The following is a 19,385-nucleotide window of genomic DNA, read 5'->3' as shown; positions in this document are numbered from 1 at the left end:
AAATTATTGCTTCTGCTTCTGTTCTAAAATCATTCAAATCTCTCCGATGGCTTACTTTAGTAAGGGGTACTATGAATTCTTATACATTGGAGTGATAAGTCTCTCAATTTTTAGGAACCCTTAAAAATGGTAATGAATCTATTAAATAAGATCAAGATCCTTTATTAAAACCGCAGCAACTTTATAGTCGCAATTCCATTTGGCAAACGACTTTACTCGTAGGCACATACATACCTACGAGTTTATTTACGCATCGGAATTTGCAACTTGTGTACATTCGCTTCTTTCAAACTCGGAAATCAGGAAACATTCTGGCGGTGTTCGATATGATCATCTTTTCTCGCATTGGCCATTTTATTGATGGTAAGGAGAATTCCAGAAAACCATATTATCACGATGCCAGTATAGATGTATATATGGGCTTCAATCGGAATCCATGTAGCTAATAATGTTCTTACATTGATTAAGATAATGAAACCGCCCACTAAAACACCCATTAATTGAGCAGGAAGCATCCTGACGAGCCAGGCTGCAATTGGTGCGGCAACCACTCCTCCAATTATCAACGCTACGACCCAAAGCCAATTGACAGCTTCCCATCCAAGAGAAATGATAAAGCCAAGACTTCCAAAGAAAGCAATGGCAAATTCGCTCGTATCTACAGTTCCTACAGCTTTTCTCGCCGTCATGCCTTTTTTTGACAATAAAACGGGTGTTGCAATGGGTCCCCAACCGCCTCCGCCTGTTGCATCACAAAAGCCTGCAAAAAGGCCTAACGGAATGGATTGTTTTGCTGTCAATGGCTTTACGGTTTCATTTTCCTTTGACGGTTTAAAAATAAATAAAAAGCGGAATAAAACGTATACACCAAGACCAAATAAAAATATGGCAATATACGGTTTTGCTAATTCGGCTGGCAGGTTACTCAGGAAACATGCACCTACAAATGCACCAACAGAACCTGGAATGATCAAGCGATAGACCATATTTTTATCAACGTTCCCAAACTTTATATGTGAGGCTCCGGATACTGCTGTGGTCACTACTTCCGATAAATGAACGGATGCTGATGCTACTGCAGGGGCAATCCCGAATGTCAACAATAAGGAAGTGGAACTCACTCCATACCCCATTCCAAGCGAACCATCGATTAATTGGGCTAAAAACCCGATAAAGGCCAAAACGATTAACTTTTTCATGACATTCCCCTTTTTTCACTAAAATAGAACCTATATCATCGACCCGATGGTACCGTTTGCCTGTATACATCATTTAGATTTCCTTTAAGGCACAAAGAGGCACCTAACCAAAATGAAATGACATGTTGGTTAGGTGCCTTCAGTTTTTCTGATCAGCCCAATGATATATTTTCTTCAGCTTCTACTGGTAAAAGCCTAGCTAAAAAACGATATCTTTCTTTTAAGGAATATTTATAAATATCCTCTATTGAATCTTTCAATAATTTAGATTTTTCTTCTTTTGAAAATGCCCCACTCTTTATAATCATTCTTGCTTCAAAAAGGAATTCAAGATATTCTTCATATGATTCATCATATACTTTACCTAGGTCATTCCGTATTTTTTTTGCGAGCGTTGGACTTGCTCCATTGGTAGAAACACTTATGGAAAGCATGCCTCTATTCAATGTGGCCGGTATATGAAAATTACCCAACTCATGATTGCTGATTACGTTAACCAACTGACTTTCGGATGCATTCTCGTAAACTCGTTCATTTACTTCAGTAGAATTGGTAGCAACAATGATTAAAAATGCATCATTATAGTCAGTTTCTTCCACTTCTTTAAGTAAGACCCGAATCTTACCTTCTTTCTCCAACACTTGAAAACCTGTGCATATTTCGGGGCTTACGACGGTAACTTCAGCACCAGCTTCCAATAAGGGGCCCGCTTTAAAGTAAGCTATTTTACCACCGCCGATTATGACACACTTTCTGTTCTCGATATTAAGCGTAATTGGATACATAGGCTCCCTCCCCACTCACTTCATGAATTCGTTCTGATATTGCTTGTTCAATCTTTGGGTGATAACCTAAATATCGGCAAAGTATGATTCTTTGCTTCCCCTTTTTTTGGATCTTTTTTATACTATTTTCAATCGACTGCATTAAGAGACCTGTAAACAATAAGTAAGGAATGATAAATACTTGGTTTGATGGAGATTCCACTGCAAATTCTAACGCTTCTCCAAAGCTTGGTGTGGCAGCTGTCAAATAACACTCTTGCACCCGGATTTTTGGAAACCTGTTCCTTAGCAAAACGGCCAATCGAGATAAATCCCTTTTCACGTCGGGGTCACTGCTGCCCCTTCCAACCAATAAAACCAAGGAATCCTCTGTAACACTTACATTTGTTTCCTCCAACCGTTCCACTAAAATGTCAACCATTTTCTCGCTGACACCAATCGGCCTTCCGTATTTCAAGCCAACAGCGGGGTACCGTTCTTTCATTTTATTCAATATGACTGGAATATCATGTTTTGCATGTACAGCTGTCAGCAATAGAACTGGAATGGCCAATATGCTCGTCGCACCTTTTTGGACGCATCGTTCGTAGGCCTCTTCAATCGTAGGAGTTTCCAATTCCAAGAAGCAATACTCTTGAATGGAATATGGCTGTGCTTGCATACAAACTTTAATAAAATCAATGGCTTGGGCTGAAGCTTCTTTAACACGGCTGCCATGGCAAATATATAAAATGGCTTCCATTAAAAGGCCTCATTCGCCAACAAATTTTCGGTTTGTTTTCCTTCAAACCATTTGATTTTTTCCCGTAAATTAACGACATCCCCCACGACTATCATGCAAGGATTCGAAATTTGTTCGTTTTTGACGGTTTCCACTACTTTAGCCAACGTACTGACAGCTGTTTTTTGCGTTGTTAATGTACCCCAATGAATAAGGGCTACCGGAGTCTCTGGGCTTTTTCCATGTTCCAAAAGTTTTCCTTGAATATATGGCAGGTTTTTAACACCCATATAAATGGCTAATGTATCGATTCCTTTTGCAAGGGATTCCCACTTGATATTATCCTCTTCATCTTTTTTTCGATGACCGGTAACAATTGCAAATGATGAAGCATGGTCCCTATGTGTAACTGGAATTCCCGCATAGGCTGTAGCAGCGATTCCAGCTGTAATTCCTGGTACGATTTCAAAGCTCACGCCACTTTTGGCAAGGGCTTCCGCTTCCTCACCGCCTCTCCCAAAGACGAATGGATCGCCGCCTTTCAAACGGGTGACTATTTTTCCCTTTTTTGCATATTTAACGAGGAACCGATTGATGGTATCCTGCTGCAACAAATGATAATCCGGCAGTTTACCGCAATTAATCAGCTCGACACCGTCTTTTGCATGATTCAAAAGTTCTTTATTGACAAGTCGATCATATAAAATGACATCAGCTTCTTGGATGCATTTTAATCCTTTTAATGTAATTAAATCTGGATCTCCGGGACCGGCTCCTACTAGATATACTTTCCCCATTTTTGCATCCTGCCTTCCCTTAGAGAATTGTTTCGAATTCCGATAAAACGAAACCTGCTCCATTTTTAATTTTCCTTTTTTCATATAATGAGATGTCATCCACTTCAGGCGTTTTCAAATAATGCTTTTCCAGCTCGATATCAACAAGATCAAACGCCTTTTCATCTGAATCGGCAACAATGATGACATGAATTGGTTTTTCCTTGATAGTGACTTCAAAACGGTATAGATTCATGGAATGCTTACCTTCCCCTATTAAACGGCCACTTCCGCTAATATATCATCTAGTTTACTTTGTAATTCGTCTACCCCTACCCTTTCCACAAAGTCGAGAAAGGTTTCGGAAAGAAGTTTAGTTTCTTTGAAAAATAGGATCATTTCTTTCAAAACATGATGGAGCTTTTCAGCTTCCACTTTTCCTTTAAGCTTTTCATTGAACTTCCCGCCCTCATTCAGCGTTCCTCCAACGTATATCTCAAAAGCCTCGACCATCTTTTTATCCTGATTTTTCATTTTTATGCCTTGCAGCCCTATTTCGGCGATGGCTCTTTGACCGCAATTATTCGGACAGCCGACCATATGCATCCTTACAGGCACATCGAGATCTATTTCCTTGTCCAGTGATTCAGAAATGGTCCTCATTCGGTTTTTCGTTTCAACTAGAGCCAGGTTGCAATACTCGATGCCTGTACACGAAACGGAGTACCCAATGAATTTCTTTGGTTTATATGGAAATCTTTCGAAGATGGATTCCTGCTTTAATTCCTCAAGTTTTGCATCCGGCACATTAGGAATGATTAGATTTTGAGAATTACAGTTGCGGATTTCACCATTTCCATATTTTTTTGCAAGTTCGGCAAACTCGATCACTTCGTCTGGGTTTAGACGACCAACTGGTATATTGACGCCAACATAGTTCAGACCATCTTGCTTTTGTTTATGGATGCCGTAGAAATACCCTGCATTCCATCCCTTCACCGCACTTTCTCCCTTTTCAGGAAGCGGACCGGTGTATTCCAGCAATTTTTCCTTGAATTGTTCAGGACCCCAGTCAGCGACAAGGAATTTCAAACGTGAGCGATGACGCTTTTCACGGTACCCAAAGTCACGGAATATCGTCGTGATGGCGGCAGCCACTTCCACAGTTTTTTCAGGTAATATGAATAAGTCAAGTTCTTCTGCCAGCATCGGAACGGAGGAAAGCCCACCCCCTACTTTTACGTGAAAACCGACTTCCGTTATTCCATTAATTACTTTAGTAGCTGGATTGAATGAAACACAGTTGATTTCAGCATTTGAAGCATTATGGATATTGGCACTTATGGACATTTTATATTTCCTCGGAAGGTTCGAATAGTCTTCATTAAGGCGGAAATACTCAAATACATCATATAGTACCTCGCGTGTATCAAATAGTTCATCAGGATCGATGCCTGCCAATGCATTACCGATGATATTACGGGTTATATCACCACAAGCTCCAGCCGTAGTCATTCCAACCTTTTCTAAACGATTCAATATATCCGGGACCTGTTCAATGGTCAGCCAATGGAATTGAATGGCTTGACGGGTTGTAATGTCATATACGTCCCTCCCGTAATCTTTAGCGATGTTAGCTAGAGTTATTTGTTGATCATAAGTCAGGATACCTCCGGGAATAACGACTCGCATCATCCAATAACCAGCTTCTTTTGGCCGTTGCAGGTATAAACCTGCCCACTTGAACATATCCCATTTCTCTTTAGGGATGGAATCAAACCCATTTGCTGCGTAATGTGGAATATCATCAAATATCTTCAAGCCGTCTTTTTCCAATTTCCAGATTTCCGTTTTATTTTTAGCGATTAGTGGATTTTCCGACCAAAATTTCTCGTAAACCATTACTTTTCCTCCTTGATTAAATCGCTTTCTTTGCTGTTAAATAACCGATTACCTGTTCAACGCACTCTTCAATGCTGTATTGGTCGGATTCTAAAATGATTTCCGGTTGTTCAGGTTCTTCGTATGGAGAGTCGATTCCGGTAAAATCTTTAATGATGCCTTTACGGGCCTTGTCATAAAGCCCTTTTGGATCACGCACTTCGCACTCTTCAATCGGACACTTTATGTATACTTCAATAAACTCCCCTTCTTCGAGTAAATCACGTACAATCTGCCGATCTGCCCTGAAAGGTGATATGAAAGCGGTCAATACGAACTGCCCACTGTCCACGAATAACTTGGAAACCTCACCGATCCGCCTAATATTCTCGGTTCTATCTTCTTCAGAAAAACCTAAATCTTTATTTAAGCCATGACGGATATTATCACCATCCAAAACATAACTTCGAATATTCCGATTGTATAATTCTTTAGCGACCGCGTTTGCAATCGTTGATTTTCCGGAACCCGATAGTCCTGTAAACCATAGAACCGTGCTTTCATGCCCGTTCTGCTTCCGTCGGTGCTCCTTGGTCAATGACGTCTCATGCCATGTGACATTCGTACTTTTACTCATTTGATAATCCCCCTCTTCATGTGACCCTTCCATTTATGTCCAATCAGTTATAAACTTCATTTTTTTTTAGACCTTCTATCAACACCTCGATGACTTCCTTACGGCTAAAGGTAGCTGGAGGAATTTCTCCATTACGCAACATTTCCCTTACCTTCGTTCCAGACAGGATGACATGGTCTTCCTTGCCATGCGGACAAGTTTTAGCGGAAGCCATATTGCCACATGCTTTACAGTAAAAACTATGTTCAAAGAATAATAGCGTGATTCCTAACTCATCTGCGTTAAAGTTCCCGAAGATTTTTTGGGCATCGTATGTGCCATAATAATCGCCCACACCCGCATGATCACGTCCGACGATAAAATGGGTGCAACCATAATTTTTACGGACCATCGCATGGAAAATGGCTTCTCTAGGTCCTGCATAACGCATGGCAGCAGGGAAAACTGCAAGGGAGACGCGATCCTTCGGATAATATTTGTCAAGCAGAACTTTATAGCTTTCCATTCTTACATCTGCCGGAATGTCATCTGATTTAGTGGCACCGACGAGAGGATTTAAGAATAAACCGTCGACGATCTCCAATGCTGTCTTTTGAATATATTCATGTGCACGGTGAACAGGGTTCCTCGTTTGGAAACCGACAACCGTTTCCCATCCTTTTTCAGCGAAAGCCTTCCTTGTCTCGACTGGGTCCAAATAATGAGCTTGAAATAGCGGACGCTCTATTCTCTTGATCAACTTTATTTCCCCGCCGACATATACATCCCCGCGGTTATATAAGTTTTTTACTCCAGGATGCTTCTCATCAGCTGTTTGATATACCAATGTCGCTTCCAATTGCTTATCTGGAGTGTAAATATCAGAAACGGAGAGAACCCCGTATGTTTCACCATCATGGGTTAATGTTACTTCTTCACCTATAGTAAGGCTTCCTGCAGTTTCTTCGGTCAAAGGCAGCGTAATCGGGATGCTCCATACATGTCCGCTGCTTAGCCTCATATCCTTTACCACTGTCTCATAGTCACTTTTTGTAAAGAATCCTTTAATCGGGCTGTAGGCACCCGTCCCTATCAATTCAAGATCGCTTAAAGCAATTTCATCGATTTCGATTGACTTCGTTATTTTACTAAAATCATATTTTGGTTCCCAAAGATCGATTAATGTTCCTCCGTGCGGTAAACTGATTGTCATGCTAATTTCCCCCTATGGTTTCTATTTATTTATGCCTATAATTTCTATTTATTTAAGATAAATGCAATCCGCATTCCGTTTTTTGAGCCCCTTGCCAACGGCCTGAGCGTAAATCATCTGCATTGAAGGCAGGTGCAGTACACGTTTTACATCCAATACTCGGATATCCATTATCATGCAGGACATTATATGGAAGTCCATTTTTGTGGGCATAGCGCCAAACATCTTTCCATGTCCAATGTATGAGCGGGCATATTTTAACTGATTTGAACTTATTATCCTTATTGATATACTCGGTCTTAGCTCTTGTTTCGGATTGCTCCCTCCGCAGTCCCGAAAGCCAGGCTGTTGCCGATGAAAGCACATCTGTAAGCGGAACAATTTTACGGATGTTACAGCACTTATTGGAATCACTAAGCCATAATTCATCGCCATATTCCGCCGCTTGTTCCTCAAGCGTCAAGTCAGGTTTCTTCATTTCGATCAAAAGCTTCGGATATCGCTTCTTCACTTCCTCGATCAATTGGTAAGTTTCCTCAAAATGAACATCTGTATCTAGGAAAACTATTTTTGCCGAAGGATTGACCTTCGCCAATAAATCCGTAAGCACGATGCCTTCAATACCAAAACTGCAAGCATAAATCAGTTTGTCTCCATAATGGTCATTCGCCCATTGCAGTACTTCCAAAGCACCTTTTGTCTCAGTGTCTTGAGGAAATACAGGGAAGTCCCCTGTATTGAAATTTTCATAGTTTATTAATGCAGCCAACTTTGTAGCCCCCTCTAAAAACTTGCTGTATCAGGTTAGAGTAACTGTTGATCAATTCCCGTTGTAATCTTCCCCGGGTTATTTGAATCTAGGAAAAAGAGACGAATCTAACCAATACTCTCTTTATATCAGTTAAACCCGCCTCTAGTTTTTCTAGTCAGCAGATACCTTATTTAATTCTTAGTTTTTCATTTCTCTCCATTTGAATGATTTTACCATCCTGGACAATAAGTGTAATGGATCCATATTTCATTGAATTAAGCATTTCTTGAAGTCGTTCAAAAATTTCTTCAAGCTGATTCTCTTTATTCAAACCAGTTCCTCCTTTAAGAAAACCCGCGAATATTTTATTTTAAATTTTTTAGATTTATATAATTCCATACAACCTTACATTGTTATGGTCTGCCTAAAATTTTCACAAAAAACAAAAATCTTTCCATGATGGAAAGATCGCAAGGTAAATATCTTTACCTTATCTTCCAAAATGATCAACATTTTGTTGGAGTTAGCACCTTGCATCCATCATGCAGGTTGCCGGACTTCAAAGGGCCAATTCCCTCCGTCGCTCTGGATAAGTTTTATTATTTTAAATATTAACATATATTTAATCCTTGTCAATGGAGTTTTCTTATAAAATAACTTGGTTTAATATTATGGATGAACTGTTATTTTTATACACACTATTCAATTTATGATTTTATGTTCATATAAATACGAAAATAGACTCGTCTTTTTAGATAAAATCTCCAAAAAAATGAGTCTATTTTCATTAATAGGCCTATTATTGACGCGTGTTATTCTAAAAAAATTTCTAAGGTTCCAGTCTTTTTATAGAAGGAATTAATTTATTGAAGTCATTAATTTCTTAACTGTATCGCTTCTACAAATTCTTGAACCTGACTCTGGACGCGATCAATTAAATGCAAATCATTGATCGGATTTTCTGGATTCTGTTTATCTATTTCCTTATCAACAAAATAAATCCCCTGCAGCGGCTCGCCTTTTAATATTGAAATTAATGGTTTAAGCGCATAGTCAATCGCCAATAGATGCCTGTTACTTCCACCAATCATGATTGGCAACACCGGCTTACCCTTAAGAGCACCTTCTGGCAGCAAATCAATCAATGCTTTCAATACACCTGTATAAGAAGCCTTATAAACCGGTGAACCTATAATGACTCCTCTGGCTGCTTGAATTCGCTCTGAAAGCTTTGAGATATCCTCGCTATTATATTTCCCTTGGAATAAATCATCTGCTGAGAAATCCGTAATCGAGAAATAAGCTGTAGTAAATCCTGCATTTTCGACTAATGATTGAATATGTTTTAGTGAAATGTCCGTTCTTGATGGAATAGCCGGACTTCCTGATAAAATTACGATATCGCTCATTTGATACCCTCCAATGTTACAAGATTTCCAGATATAATTTTCTTAAAGCATTTCGTGAAGTATACATTTATCGTAATTGTCTGAAAAATATAAGTCAAATCTTACACTCTGGACTTCTACTCTTAATGAAAAAAGAAACGGTCATATTTACGGCTTGATGCTCATGCCCTTAAATATGACCGTTTCATTATGTATGATTTTGTTTCCCATGAATACCATATACCAAAAGTTGAGCAATGCTCTTAATTCGTTCAGAAGTAAAATATGGCTCCTTTTTTTGTTGATGGATCTCATAATGTGTAGATAAAGCCAATGTGAAAGAAATGATTCCTACATTAAATAAAATAATATCAGAGATATATTGTATCTCTCCGCTATCTATTCTCTTCTGTATTTCAATATGCCTGGCATTTGGCTTGAAAATCTGATCTACATATTGCTTTGAAATATCTTGATCGAATTGTGTTTCCCTAAATAATATCGAAAACTGTTCTTTATTTTCAAGAATTTTTTTTATCATGGTAGTAACATGATTCTCCACTAGATCATCCGTGGATAGATGGCTAGTCCCATCTTCAGATTCCTCTTTTTCATTAGGGGTAATTGTAGCCAAAAGCAAATCTTTTTTGCTGTCAAAGTATTTGTAAATAGTAGCTTCGGAAACATTGCATGCAGAGGCAATTTCATTCGTTCTTGTCATGTCAAAACCTTTAGTGGCAAAAAGAGTCCGGGCTACATTTATGATTCGTTCTTTGGTTTGCTGCCCTTTTTTCAAAAATATCAACCTTCTTTTATAAAGATAAGACCGGTTTCACCCATCTATTTCCCATGATATATCGCTGGTATCAATCGGTCAATATTACCTTTGATCTATTAGAATTCAATATTCCCATATATCATAAATAGAAAACATCATCTGGTTGGGACGATGTTTTCTATTTATGAAAATCACTTAAAAGATGCATAGCCATCATCGACCATGACTACACTTCCATTGATCGCATAAAGACATGGGAATCATCGATAAATTGAATGCAAGTCAAATGCGCGGTGAATTGATTAAGCCAGAAGCCATTGCAAATGCCGTCTATCTATTATCGTTAGAGGAAGCGGATAACCTTGTATGATAGGAGTGCCGACCCCGCCCGGCGCAATGCCCACAACACGTATGCCATGAGCACCCAATTCCAAAGCTGCTGTCTGTGTCATCATTCTTACAGCGCCTTTAGTCGCCTGATAGGCAAAAGTCCCATGGGAAGCTAAGTAGCCAAACACGGAAGCGGTATTTATAATGACTCCCTTGTTACCCAGTTCCTTCATTTTCCGTCCTGCTGCCATGATTCCAATGGCCACTCCGTACTGGTTCACCCCAATCGTTTTGTAGTAACCTTCCATATCTTGGTCTAGGATCATACCGTCCGCACCAATGCCGGCATTATTAAACATGATATCGAGCCTTCCGTATGTTTCCACTGCTTTATTGATTAACGATTCAACATCTTCCTACTTAGAAACATCCGTTTTAACATAAATCGCCACTCCACCATTAGCTGTTATCTGATCAACGGTTTCCCGACCCATTTCTTCATTAAAATCCGCAACAAACCTTGTCCCCTTTTGCTGCAAATTTCAGGCATGTGGCTCGGCATAAACCGCTTGCTCCCCCTGTGATAACTGCAACTCTTGCTGTCATATACATTCCCCTTCCAAATAAGTAAGTAAACACTTACTTTTTATTATAAAAGTAAAGAATAGTAAATTCAAGCAATATGTATTTTTATAGAGTTTTGAGCTTTCAAAAGTAAAGCTGTCCTATTAATAGGACAGCTTCATTTGTTTAGCAGGTTTTCAATTCGGCCTTACTTACGGATGTCTTCACCATTTCAATGAAAAGTTGAAGGAAGCGATCATCACCTGTCAATTCTGGATGAAATGCACTTACGAGGACATGGTCTTGTCTCGCAGCCACTACATTCTCTTCATAAACAGCCAATACTTCTACACCTTCTCCAACTTCATCAGCAAATGGCGCCCGGATGAATACTGCCTTATATGGGGCTTCCATTCCTTTGATGGATAGGTCAGCCTCGAAACTTTCCCGTTGACGTCCAAATCCGTTCCTTTTCACGGAAATGTCCATTAGTCCGAGATAGGCCACCTCATCGCCAGTCAATTCATTTGCCGCCAATACCATCCCAGCACATGTACCGAAAATTGGTTTTTTATCTTCGAAGAAAGTTTTGATCGGTTCCATAAATCCATAACGATCCATTAGCTTCCTCATCGTCGTGCTTTCTCCGCCTGGAATGATCAAGCCATCGATTTCCCGCAACTGTTCCGGTTTTTTTACTATAATCGCTTGTTCGCCGGCAGCTTTGATTTGGTTCAAGTGTTCTTCAACCGCTCCCTGTAATCCCAAAACACCGATCGTTATCATATTACCATCCACGTTCCTGCATCCGTTCTGCCGGAGCTAGTTTGGAAATATCAATGCCCTTCATTGCACTGCCCAATTCTTTTGACAACTTGCCAATCAATTCATAATCGGTGAAATATGTAGTCGCTTGAACGATTGCGGATGCGAATTTTTCTGGAGTTTCAGATTTAAAAATACCAGACCCAACGAAAACGCCATCTGCTCCCAATTCCATCATCAATGCAGCATCTGCTGGAGTGGCAATTCCGCCCGCTGCAAAGTTAACTACAGGCAATTTACCTGTGCGTTTGATTTCTCTTAAAATTTCAAATGGGGCTCCAAGATTTTTTGCCTCTGTCATTAATTCATCATCACTCATGATGCTAACTTTGCGAATTTGTGACTGTACCTTTCTCATATGACGCACAGCTTCCACAATATTACCTGTTCCTGGTTCTCCTTTTGTACGAAGCATGGATGCTCCTTCACCAATACGGCGCGCAGCTTCGCCTAAATCACGGCAGCCACAAACGAAAGGTACTGTGAAATCACTTTTTAGAATATGGTATTCTTCATCTGCAGGAGTCAGCACTTCACTTTCATCGATATAATCCACTCCCATGGATTCCAGGACTCTTGATTCAACGATATGGCCAATCCTTGCTTTAGCCATGACCGGGATTGAGACTGCATTCATTACTTCCTCGACAATTCGCGGATCTGCCATTCTTGCTACGCCGCCAGCCGCACGGATGTCGGAAGGTACCCTTTCCAATGCCATTACAGCGACCGCACCAGATGCTTCTGCGATTTTTGCTTGTTCTGCGTTAATGACGTCCATGATTACGCCACCCTTTTGCATTTGTGCCATTCCTCTTTTTACTGTGTCAGTTCCTAATAATTTTTCCATTTTTTTCTTCCCCCTAATATTTTCATTTTTTAGATTTGTTAGGCTTAGTATAAAAAAGAGTTGACCACATTGAAAGTGTCAGTTTTAATAAGTTTAATGAGGTCAGTAAAAATTTATCAAAAAGGTGGCAACAAAATGAATATGCTTTCTTGCGATTTAAATCGGTTAAGTGAAGTACCTTTGTACGAACAATTATATTCATATATTAAAAAAGAAATCATTGAAGGCCGTCTTCTTTACGGCACAAAACTACCTTCCAAGAGGAAATTGGCAGAGTTCCTTCAAATAAGTCAAAATACCGTGGAGACTGCATATGAACAATTGACTGCTGAAGGATACGTTGAAGTCATACCAAGAAAAGGGTACTATATTCAAACTTTCGAGGATTTAGAGTATACACAAACTAACCAAGTATCAGTGGAACAAATCAATCATAAACAAGGGGAATTGCTATATCATTTTCATCCCAGCCAAATTGACACGGAACATTTCCCATTTGAAAAATGGAGAAAATACATGAAAAGCAAAATCGATGAATCACATCAAGATCTTCTTTTACTTGGGGATTCTCAAGGGGAATATGAATTACGATGTGAAATTGCCCATTATTTGTATCATGCACGTGGTGTTCAATGTGTCCCAGAACAGATCATCATTGGTGCAGGAATGGAAATTTTATTGCAGCAGCTTGTCCTTCTATTCGATAAAAATGCCATCTATGGTGTTGAAGATCCCGGGTATCACTTGATTCATCGGATTTTACGCAGCTACCCAAATGAAGTCCATCCACTGCAAATTGATGAAGAAGGCGTAAAGGTGAACCAAATTGAAGATTCAAACATCGACGTTGTGTATGTCACTCCCTCACATCACTTCCCCAATGGGACAATCCTATCCGTTAACAGACGGACGCGATTGTTGAACTGGGCTCAAGGGGCAGCAAACCGTTATATTATCGAAGACGATTATGATAGTGAATTTCGTTATAGTGGAAAAACAATTCCTTCCTTACAAAGTATGGATGCTGGTGATAAGGTGATATATTTAGGGTCATTTTCAAAATCATTGATGCCATCAATTCGGATCAGTTATATGGTTCTTCCCGCTCCATTGTTACAAATGCATCAACAGGAATTGTCTTTTTACCATTCAACCGTTTCACGGATTGATCAGCACGTGTTGACACAGTTCATGAAGGAAGGGGATTTTGAAAAGCATTTAAATCGGATGAGGAAAGTGTACCGTCGGAAGTTGGATAAAGTGATTGATCTATTTAAACCCCATCAACAAATAAAAATCATTGGAGAGCGATCAGGATTGCATATCGTCCTCATCGTCAAGAACGGCATGGATGAACAGACACTTATTCAAAAGGCAAACGAAGACCATATTAAAATTTATGGATTATCAACATATTCAATCGAGAAAATTGACGAACATCCTCCAAAAATTATATTGGGCTTTGCAGGGATTCCTGAATCCGAATTGGAAAAAGCCATTCACCTTTTATTGAACTCATGGGGGTTATAAATATAAAGAAGTTCACTGTCATGAACTTCACGAACTGTAGACAAACTTTCGCTCGAGTTTGTCTACAGTTTTTTTAGCTTTTACATATTGAACGTCGATTTCCACTTCAGGCACTTGCTTTCCGCCGGCGGTCGGCCCTCGGCTTTTACCTGAGGGGTCTCCCCTAGACGCGCTTTTAGTAGTGGCACGGCATTTCTGACAAGCATATCGTGGAAGATGCAGATCATCTGCGTCATTTTTAGATCTAAAACCTATATATGCGAAACATAAATAAACGATTGAGTGTGTATTCGTAGATGCAAAAGAAGCATGATATGAGTAAGACTGATTTAAGGGGACTTAAAAAGTTGCCGATGCAAGCGATGCTTACTTTCTCTGCCATTAATTTAAAGAATATGGCCAATTGGACATGGCTAGGTCCAAAAGAGGCATAACATAGTGGCTCATAGAGCCCCAATTTCTTAACTTTAAGAGATATTTCAATGAAAATGTCAAAAGAGGTTCGGAATGGTCTCATCCTGATTCCCTCTCACGATTGTATCGGGATGATTACCCTGATTTTAATACAAGACTTTTCTTTGTGATGAAATTCGGATTGAATGTCTGGAGCCCAGCCACTGCTTGAAGCTTGCGGTGAGGAGTATTTAGCAGGACGCCGACCTTAAGGGAACGGAATCATCATCCGGACCGCAAAATTTATGCTCCGGGGTTCGAATAATTCGTTGTCGGTCAAATAAAGTGCGGTTTGGACGAAAAACGGCTTCGTCTGAAAACAACTGAGAGGTTTTTCAAATAAAAATAATGCAGGCAAACTCATTTTTCTACGAGTTTGCCTGCATTCTGAAAATTTCACTCTTGTGGATTTTTTTAACTTTTAGATAAATACAGTTCCATCATATCTTTTGGTACCATGCTCCCTCCGGTAGCCCAGATGACATGCGTCGACTGGTTCATTTTATCCAGCAGTTTTTGATCCATAAGATATTCCCTTCCTTCTTTAGCTGACAAAAGTTGTATCGGACCAAATGCTCCTGCTAGGGCAGATGGCTCTAAATAATGGCCTTCGGTCTCTGCCATTTCCTTGAGTAGTTCGAATAACCTTCTATCCTCTATAGTATAGCTCCCGCTTAACATGGTCGTCATCATACTGGAAACCAATGCTGAAGGCCTTCCTACTGCAAGACCATCCGCTTCCGTCTTATTATCGATGCCAAAGTCCTGAACCGAAACTTTGTCATGAAGTCCTGTCATCAATCCGAGCGTCATGCATGGTGAATGTGTCGGCTCTGCAAAAAAACAATGTACATCATCTTCAAAGGCTAAATTGAGCCCATATGTTATGCCGCCTGGCCCGCCGCCGACACCGCATGGTAAGTACACAAACAAAGGATGATCTTCATCTACGGCAATCGACATATCTTTCAATTGTTTCTTCAGTCGCGTTGCAGCTGTCGCATAACCTAGCAGCAGATCCATGGAATTTTCATCATCAATAAAGTGGCAATCGGGATTAAGTGATGCTTCTTTACGGCCTTCTTCTACAGCTTTACTATAATCATCATCATATTCCTTTACAATGACACCCAGACTAGTTAATTTATCCTTTTTCCACTGTTTGGCATCTGCAGACATATGGACCGTTACTTTAAATCCCAGCTTCGCGCTTATTATTCCAATACTCATTCCTAAATTGCCGGTTGAACCGACAGCAATCGAATATTTTGAAAAAAGCTCCTTATATTCATCACTCGCAAGTATTCCATAATTATCAGTCCGCTTTAAACCGCCATGCTTCATTGCTATTTCCTCAGCACGTTTTAAGACCTCATAAATACCTCCGCGTGCCTTGATTGAACCTGATATAGGTAAATGACTGTCACATTTCAGCAAAAGTTTTCCCGCAATTTTAGTTCCATAGGATTTTTCCAAGTTTTTTTGCATGAAAGGAATCTCTACTAGAGGTGATTCAATGATCCCCTCCATTGGTTCAGTTTCTGGAAATGCTTTAATTATATAATTGGCAAATCTATTTAATCTTTCTTCAGCCGATTTAACTTGTTCAGCTTGGACGATTGGATTTTCTTGTTTGTTACCGTAATCTGGATTCTTCCAGAAGACTTCATTCATCTTTATCACATTATTAAGTATAGGATCTTTCGCTTTCCATTCGTTAATCGATAATCCTGCGATTTTATGCATCTCCTCAGCAGTCCCTCCCCCAAATGTAGTATTCATCATCTACTATAACTCAACAAACTGTAATAAAGATTACACTTTTCACTTTTTTACGAATTATCAGCTTAGAAAGTTAAATTCACTTTTAATTTCCCTCGCACACTATTAATGAACCAAATTTCCTCAGCGTTATTGAGGTCAGCCTTTGAAATGTTTTTTACCTTGATTTCCTTCTTCCTGATCAATTCTTGACGAAATGTTCCTGCAAGCAAACCTGATTCCACCGGAGGGGTATAGAGGTCACCATTTATCTTTACCACTACATTTCCGTTCGTGAATTCCGTAATGTATCCTTCTTCATTCCAAAGCAGAACATCCTGGAAGTCGGGATTATTCATTTGAAAGCCTTCATAGACATCACGATTGGTGGTCTTATGAAATAGAAATGGATTTGCCCTTGATATTGGAGCTTCAGCTAGTATGGCCTTGAATTCTGGATCAAGGGGCTTGATTGCTTGTCCCAAGACTTCAATTTCACCATTTTCATGTAGTAGTACCCTTACTTTTTGCAGCGTCCCATGGTTTATTTCCGCATACTTTTGGAGTCGATCTCTAAGATACAATTCAGAGAATCGATAATCGAAGTACTCAGCGGATTGTTTCATCCTGTCGATATGATCATTCAACAAATAATATTCGCCATCGCTGAGCTTTATCGATTCCAATAGTTTGTAAGCAGGCCGTTCAACCGTTAATAATTTGGCTTTTAAAAAGGCTTCGTCATATTCTTCCGATAACTCGGAATCCCAAGTGATCCCCCCGCCAACCCCATACTCGGCTTTCCCTGTTTCCTTATCAATCACGACCGTACGAATCGGCACATTAAAAACGGCTTCGGATTCAGGAGTGATAAACCCGATTGCACCGCAATAAACTTCACGCGGTGAATTCTCGATATCAGCGATGATTTCCATCGTTTTAATTTTAGGTGCCCCTGTTATCGATCCACAAGGAAAAAGGGCCTTGAATATATCAATGATTGTTGTTCCTGGATTCGTATCGGCTGTAATCGTGGATGTCATTTGCCAAACGGTCGGATATTTTTCAATTGCCTTAAGTTGTGGAACTTCGACACTTCCTGGTTCCGCAATCATTCCCAAATCATTTCTTAGCAGGTCCACAATCATGTAGTTTTCAGCTTGATTCTTTTCCGAGGCTGCCAACCATTCTGCATTGAGCTGATCCCCTTTCAGTGTCGTCCCCCGCTTTACCGTTCCCTTCATGGGCCGAGTAATCAGCTGACCATCTTCCCAACGAAAAAACAACTCGGGTGAAGCCGATAGGATTCGATGTGAACCCACGTTCAAATATGCACTATAGTTCGAGCGTTGGGCTCTCTTCAAACGTTCAAAAAAAGCGAAGTCATCTCCTTCGAACTGAGATTGCAAACGCATCGTATAATTGACTTGGTATGTGTTGCCTTTCTTGATTTCCGATTTTATTCTTTGAAATCCAGAACGATAGGCATTTGAATCCGTTTCTGATTGCCATTCAGCTAAATGAAAAGCCCCGGTCACTTTTTCAGGTATTTCCGCTTGCGGTTTATCAAAAATCCCGAACCATAATAATGGCATTTTGGCTCCATCTTTTACTTTAAAGGATTGTTCAAAAGCAGGTGCCGCTTCATAGGAAACATATCCCGCTGCATAATTCCCCTGTTCGATCGCTTCCTGGACTTTTTGGAATTGGGGAAGGACATCCTCAATTGAATGGGCGGTGATCACTTTTTTCGGATTCGCAAAATATAGGGGCCTGCTGTCACCTTGTTTATCTGTGAAGTGAAATATTAAGGATAAAGGATCTTCTCGTTTCATTACTCTCTCCTAACTATGTTTATGAAGCCAATCGGTATGTATTTTTATAAAAAAGCTTGCAGACACGGGATCTGCAAGCTCATTCTTTAACAATTATTTCATTCCAGTAACCTCTGCAATGATTTCATAAGAACGAAGGCGTGCATCCTGATCATAAATGGCAGAGTTTATAATCATTTCATCCGCCTGTGTTTCATTTAAAAATCCCTGCAACTGCTCTTTTACCTCTTTTGGATTACCTATAATGGAAGCGTTCAGCTGCTTCATGACAATGGCTTTTTCATATTCTGTCCAAAGGCCTTCCATCGTATCAACTGGAGGAGCTAGTTGACCGGGTGTGTTCCGTATCAAATTCAAGAACTGCTGTTGATATGAAGTAGCAATCCTTTGCGCTTCTTCCGTAGTATCGGCTGCAAAAACATTGATACCAACCATGACATAAGGTTTATCTAGAACGTCGGATGGTTGGAAATTATTGCGGTAGCGGGCTAAAGCTGGTTGAGTATTTTCAGGGGAAAAATGGCTTGCAAATGAAAATGGCAATCCCAGCTGTGCTGATAATGCTGCACTGAACCCACTTGAACCAAGCAGCCAAATCGGGATGTCCTGCCCTTCTCCAGGAATGGCGCGAACACGATTATGTTTAGAATCCGCATCTAAATAGCTACGGAGCTGCGCCAATTGTTCAGGAAAATCCTGACCGTTATTACGTACATCACCCCGAAGTGCCATGGCTGTATATTGGTCGCTTCCCGGAGCACGCCCCAGTCCTAAATCTATTCTACCAGGATACATTGCTTCCAATGTTCCAAATTGTTCTGCGATAACCAGCGGTGCATGATTCGGTAGCATTATGCCTCCAGAACCTACCCGAATCCTTTCCGTCCTGCCTGCAACATAGCCTATAAGTACTGACGTTGCAGAACTTGCAATCCCAGGCATGCTATGATGTTCTGCAACCCAAAAACGGTTGTAATTCCATTGCTCTGCATGTTTAGCTAATTCTACTGTATTTTTAAAAGCTCCCGAAACTGTACCACCTTCAACAATAGAAGCCAGGTCCAGAACGGAAAAAGAAATGTCGCCAAGTTTTTTTGCATATTGATCAGCATTCATATCTTCATCTTCT

Annotated in this window: 18 protein-coding genes, 2 pseudogenes and 1 riboswitch; of the genes and pseudogenes, 2 read left to right on the top strand and 18 right to left on the bottom strand. The window is 40.1% G+C overall.

The annotated features are described in order from the left end of the window. Positions 1–299: 299 nt before the first annotated feature. The 15 genes and pseudogenes from AC2YHV_RS20500 to pdxS form a co-directional block, all read right to left on the bottom strand. Positions 300–1,199: a sulfite exporter TauE/SafE family protein gene (locus tag AC2YHV_RS20500; protein WP_057277561.1), complete on the bottom strand. Its 900-nt coding sequence runs from the start codon at positions 1,197–1,199 to the stop codon at positions 300–302. A 152-nt stretch (positions 1,200–1,351) separates the two neighbouring features. After that, on the bottom strand, positions 1,352–1,984 hold the full coding sequence (locus AC2YHV_RS20495) for an NAD(P)-binding protein (RefSeq protein ID WP_487373954.1): 633 nt from the start codon (positions 1,982–1,984) through the stop codon (positions 1,352–1,354). Beyond that, a complete protein-coding gene (locus AC2YHV_RS20490) occupies positions 1,965–2,726 on the bottom strand; it encodes a sirohydrochlorin chelatase (protein WP_487373953.1) in 762 nt (253 codons plus the stop codon). Before AC2YHV_RS20490 ends, AC2YHV_RS20495 begins: the two co-directional genes overlap by 20 nt. Next, the gene (gene cobA, locus AC2YHV_RS20485; protein ID WP_487373952.1) at positions 2,726–3,502 is read right to left on the bottom strand and encodes a uroporphyrinogen-III C-methyltransferase; all 777 of its coding nucleotides are present in this window, start codon (positions 3,500–3,502) and stop codon (positions 2,726–2,728) included. The genes AC2YHV_RS20490 and cobA overlap by 1 nt, the downstream gene beginning before the upstream one ends. Before the next feature lie 19 nt (positions 3,503–3,521). After that, positions 3,522–3,737 (bottom strand): DUF3906 family protein, encoded by a 216-nt coding sequence (locus AC2YHV_RS20480; protein ID WP_057277557.1) that lies wholly within the window; start codon positions 3,735–3,737, stop codon positions 3,522–3,524. A 20-nt stretch (positions 3,738–3,757) separates the two neighbouring features. Beyond that, on the bottom strand, positions 3,758–5,383 hold the full coding sequence (locus AC2YHV_RS20475) for a nitrite/sulfite reductase (protein ID WP_487373951.1): 1,626 nt from the start codon (positions 5,381–5,383) through the stop codon (positions 3,758–3,760). 16 nt (positions 5,384–5,399) lie between these two features. Further along, positions 5,400–5,999 (bottom strand): adenylyl-sulfate kinase, encoded by a 600-nt coding sequence (cysC, locus tag AC2YHV_RS20470; protein ID WP_048680807.1) that lies wholly within the window; start codon positions 5,997–5,999, stop codon positions 5,400–5,402. A gap of 43 nt (positions 6,000–6,042) precedes the next feature. Further along, positions 6,043–7,191, bottom strand: a complete 1,149-nt coding sequence (gene sat / locus AC2YHV_RS20465) for a sulfate adenylyltransferase (protein WP_057277555.1) — start codon at positions 7,189–7,191, stop codon at positions 6,043–6,045. A gap of 52 nt (positions 7,192–7,243) precedes the next feature. After that, the gene (locus AC2YHV_RS20460; RefSeq protein ID WP_098864584.1) at positions 7,244–7,960 is read right to left on the bottom strand and encodes a phosphoadenylyl-sulfate reductase; all 717 of its coding nucleotides are present in this window, start codon (positions 7,958–7,960) and stop codon (positions 7,244–7,246) included. Between the two features lie 169 nt (positions 7,961–8,129). Then, on the bottom strand, positions 8,130–8,273 hold the full coding sequence (locus tag AC2YHV_RS20455; RefSeq protein WP_082609336.1) for a YezD family protein: 144 nt from the start codon (positions 8,271–8,273) through the stop codon (positions 8,130–8,132). Between the two features lie 156 nt (positions 8,274–8,429). Continuing rightward, positions 8,430–8,538, bottom strand: a riboswitch (SAM riboswitch). A gap of 279 nt (positions 8,539–8,817) precedes the next feature. Beyond that, the gene (gene ssuE, locus AC2YHV_RS20450) at positions 8,818–9,351 is read right to left on the bottom strand and encodes an NADPH-dependent FMN reductase (protein ID WP_348965193.1); all 534 of its coding nucleotides are present in this window, start codon (positions 9,349–9,351) and stop codon (positions 8,818–8,820) included. Positions 9,352–9,538: 187 nt separating this feature from the next. Then, positions 9,539–10,126: a TetR/AcrR family transcriptional regulator gene (locus AC2YHV_RS20445; RefSeq protein ID WP_034306949.1), complete on the bottom strand. Its 588-nt coding sequence runs from the start codon at positions 10,124–10,126 to the stop codon at positions 9,539–9,541. 284 nt (positions 10,127–10,410) lie between these two features. Continuing rightward, positions 10,411–11,044 (bottom strand): annotated as a pseudogene (locus tag AC2YHV_RS20440) (SDR family NAD(P)-dependent oxidoreductase). A gap of 144 nt (positions 11,045–11,188) precedes the next feature. After that, on the bottom strand, positions 11,189–11,788 hold the full coding sequence (gene pdxT / locus AC2YHV_RS20435; protein ID WP_063576142.1) for a pyridoxal 5'-phosphate synthase glutaminase subunit PdxT: 600 nt from the start codon (positions 11,786–11,788) through the stop codon (positions 11,189–11,191). Between the two features lies 1 nt (position 11,789). After that, positions 11,790–12,677: a pyridoxal 5'-phosphate synthase lyase subunit PdxS gene (gene pdxS, locus AC2YHV_RS20430; protein ID WP_034306956.1), complete on the bottom strand. Its 888-nt coding sequence runs from the start codon at positions 12,675–12,677 to the stop codon at positions 11,790–11,792. A 135-nt stretch (positions 12,678–12,812) separates the two neighbouring features. Between pdxS and pdxR the strand changes: the two genes are divergently transcribed. Together pdxR and AC2YHV_RS20420 are read left to right on the top strand one after the other, a co-directional pair. Further along, entirely contained in the window at positions 12,813–14,207 is a 1,395-nt protein-coding gene (gene pdxR, locus AC2YHV_RS20425) for a MocR-like pyridoxine biosynthesis transcription factor PdxR (RefSeq protein ID WP_063576141.1), read from the top strand. Positions 14,208–14,416: 209 nt separating this feature from the next. Further along, a pseudogene (locus tag AC2YHV_RS20420) lies at positions 14,417–14,641 on the top strand (transposase); the annotation flags it as partial. Positions 14,642–15,074: 433 nt separating this feature from the next. On the opposite strand, the gene dsdA reads toward AC2YHV_RS20420, so the two are convergent. From dsdA to AC2YHV_RS20405, 3 genes are all read right to left on the bottom strand, one after another. Further along, positions 15,075–16,406, bottom strand: coding sequence for a D-serine ammonia-lyase (gene dsdA, locus AC2YHV_RS20415; RefSeq protein ID WP_487373978.1), 1,332 nt, complete (start codon positions 16,404–16,406; stop codon positions 15,075–15,077). 101 nt (positions 16,407–16,507) lie between these two features. Next, positions 16,508–18,256 (bottom strand): aminodeoxychorismate synthase component I, encoded by a 1,749-nt coding sequence (gene pabB / locus AC2YHV_RS20410; protein WP_487373950.1) that lies wholly within the window; start codon positions 18,254–18,256, stop codon positions 16,508–16,510. A 93-nt stretch (positions 18,257–18,349) separates the two neighbouring features. Then, on the bottom strand, positions 18,350–19,372 hold the full coding sequence (locus tag AC2YHV_RS20405; protein ID WP_057277548.1) for an LLM class flavin-dependent oxidoreductase: 1,023 nt from the start codon (positions 19,370–19,372) through the stop codon (positions 18,350–18,352). Positions 19,373–19,385 lie beyond the last annotated feature (13 nt).

The sequence above is a fragment of the Peribacillus sp. SRI_006 genome (genome assembly GCF_057586375.1).
This window is presented reverse-complemented; position numbering and strand designations above follow the sequence as displayed.

Excerpts from the sequence above, each read along its gene's own strand:
- pdxS (WP_034306956.1), bottom strand. The coding sequence starts at position 12,677 with ATGGAAAAATTATTAGGAACTGACACAGTAAAAAGAGGAATGGCACAA.
- pabB (WP_487373950.1), bottom strand. The coding sequence starts at position 18,256 with ATGAAACGAGAAGATCCTTTATCCTTAATATTTCACTTCACAGATAAA.
- cobA (WP_487373952.1), bottom strand. The coding sequence starts at position 3,502 with ATGGGGAAAGTATATCTAGTAGGAGCCGGTCCCGGAGATCCAGATTTA.
- pdxR (WP_063576141.1), top strand. The coding sequence starts at position 12,813 with ATGAATATGCTTTCTTGCGATTTAAATCGGTTAAGTGAAGTACCTTTG.
- AC2YHV_RS20405 (WP_057277548.1), bottom strand. The coding sequence starts at position 19,372 with ATGAATGCTGATCAATATGCAAAAAAACTTGGCGACATTTCTTTTTCC.
- AC2YHV_RS20495 (WP_487373954.1), bottom strand. The coding sequence starts at position 1,984 with ATGTATCCAATTACGCTTAATATCGAGAACAGAAAGTGTGTCATAATC.
- dsdA (WP_487373978.1), bottom strand. The coding sequence starts at position 16,406 with ATGCATAAAATCGCAGGATTATCGATTAACGAATGGAAAGCGAAAGAT.
- sat (WP_057277555.1), bottom strand. The coding sequence starts at position 7,191 with ATGACAATCAGTTTACCGCACGGAGGAACATTAATCGATCTTTGGGAA.
- AC2YHV_RS20480 (WP_057277557.1), bottom strand. The coding sequence starts at position 3,737 with ATGAATCTATACCGTTTTGAAGTCACTATCAAGGAAAAACCAATTCAT.
- cysC (WP_048680807.1), bottom strand. The coding sequence starts at position 5,999 with ATGAGTAAAAGTACGAATGTCACATGGCATGAGACGTCATTGACCAAG.
- AC2YHV_RS20475 (WP_487373951.1), bottom strand. The coding sequence starts at position 5,383 with ATGGTTTACGAGAAATTTTGGTCGGAAAATCCACTAATCGCTAAAAAT.
- AC2YHV_RS20490 (WP_487373953.1), bottom strand. The coding sequence starts at position 2,726 with ATGGAAGCCATTTTATATATTTGCCATGGCAGCCGTGTTAAAGAAGCT.
- AC2YHV_RS20500 (WP_057277561.1), bottom strand. The coding sequence starts at position 1,199 with ATGAAAAAGTTAATCGTTTTGGCCTTTATCGGGTTTTTAGCCCAATTA.
- ssuE (WP_348965193.1), bottom strand. The coding sequence starts at position 9,351 with ATGAGCGATATCGTAATTTTATCAGGAAGTCCGGCTATTCCATCAAGA.
- pdxT (WP_063576142.1), bottom strand. The coding sequence starts at position 11,788 with ATGATAACGATCGGTGTTTTGGGATTACAGGGAGCGGTTGAAGAACAC.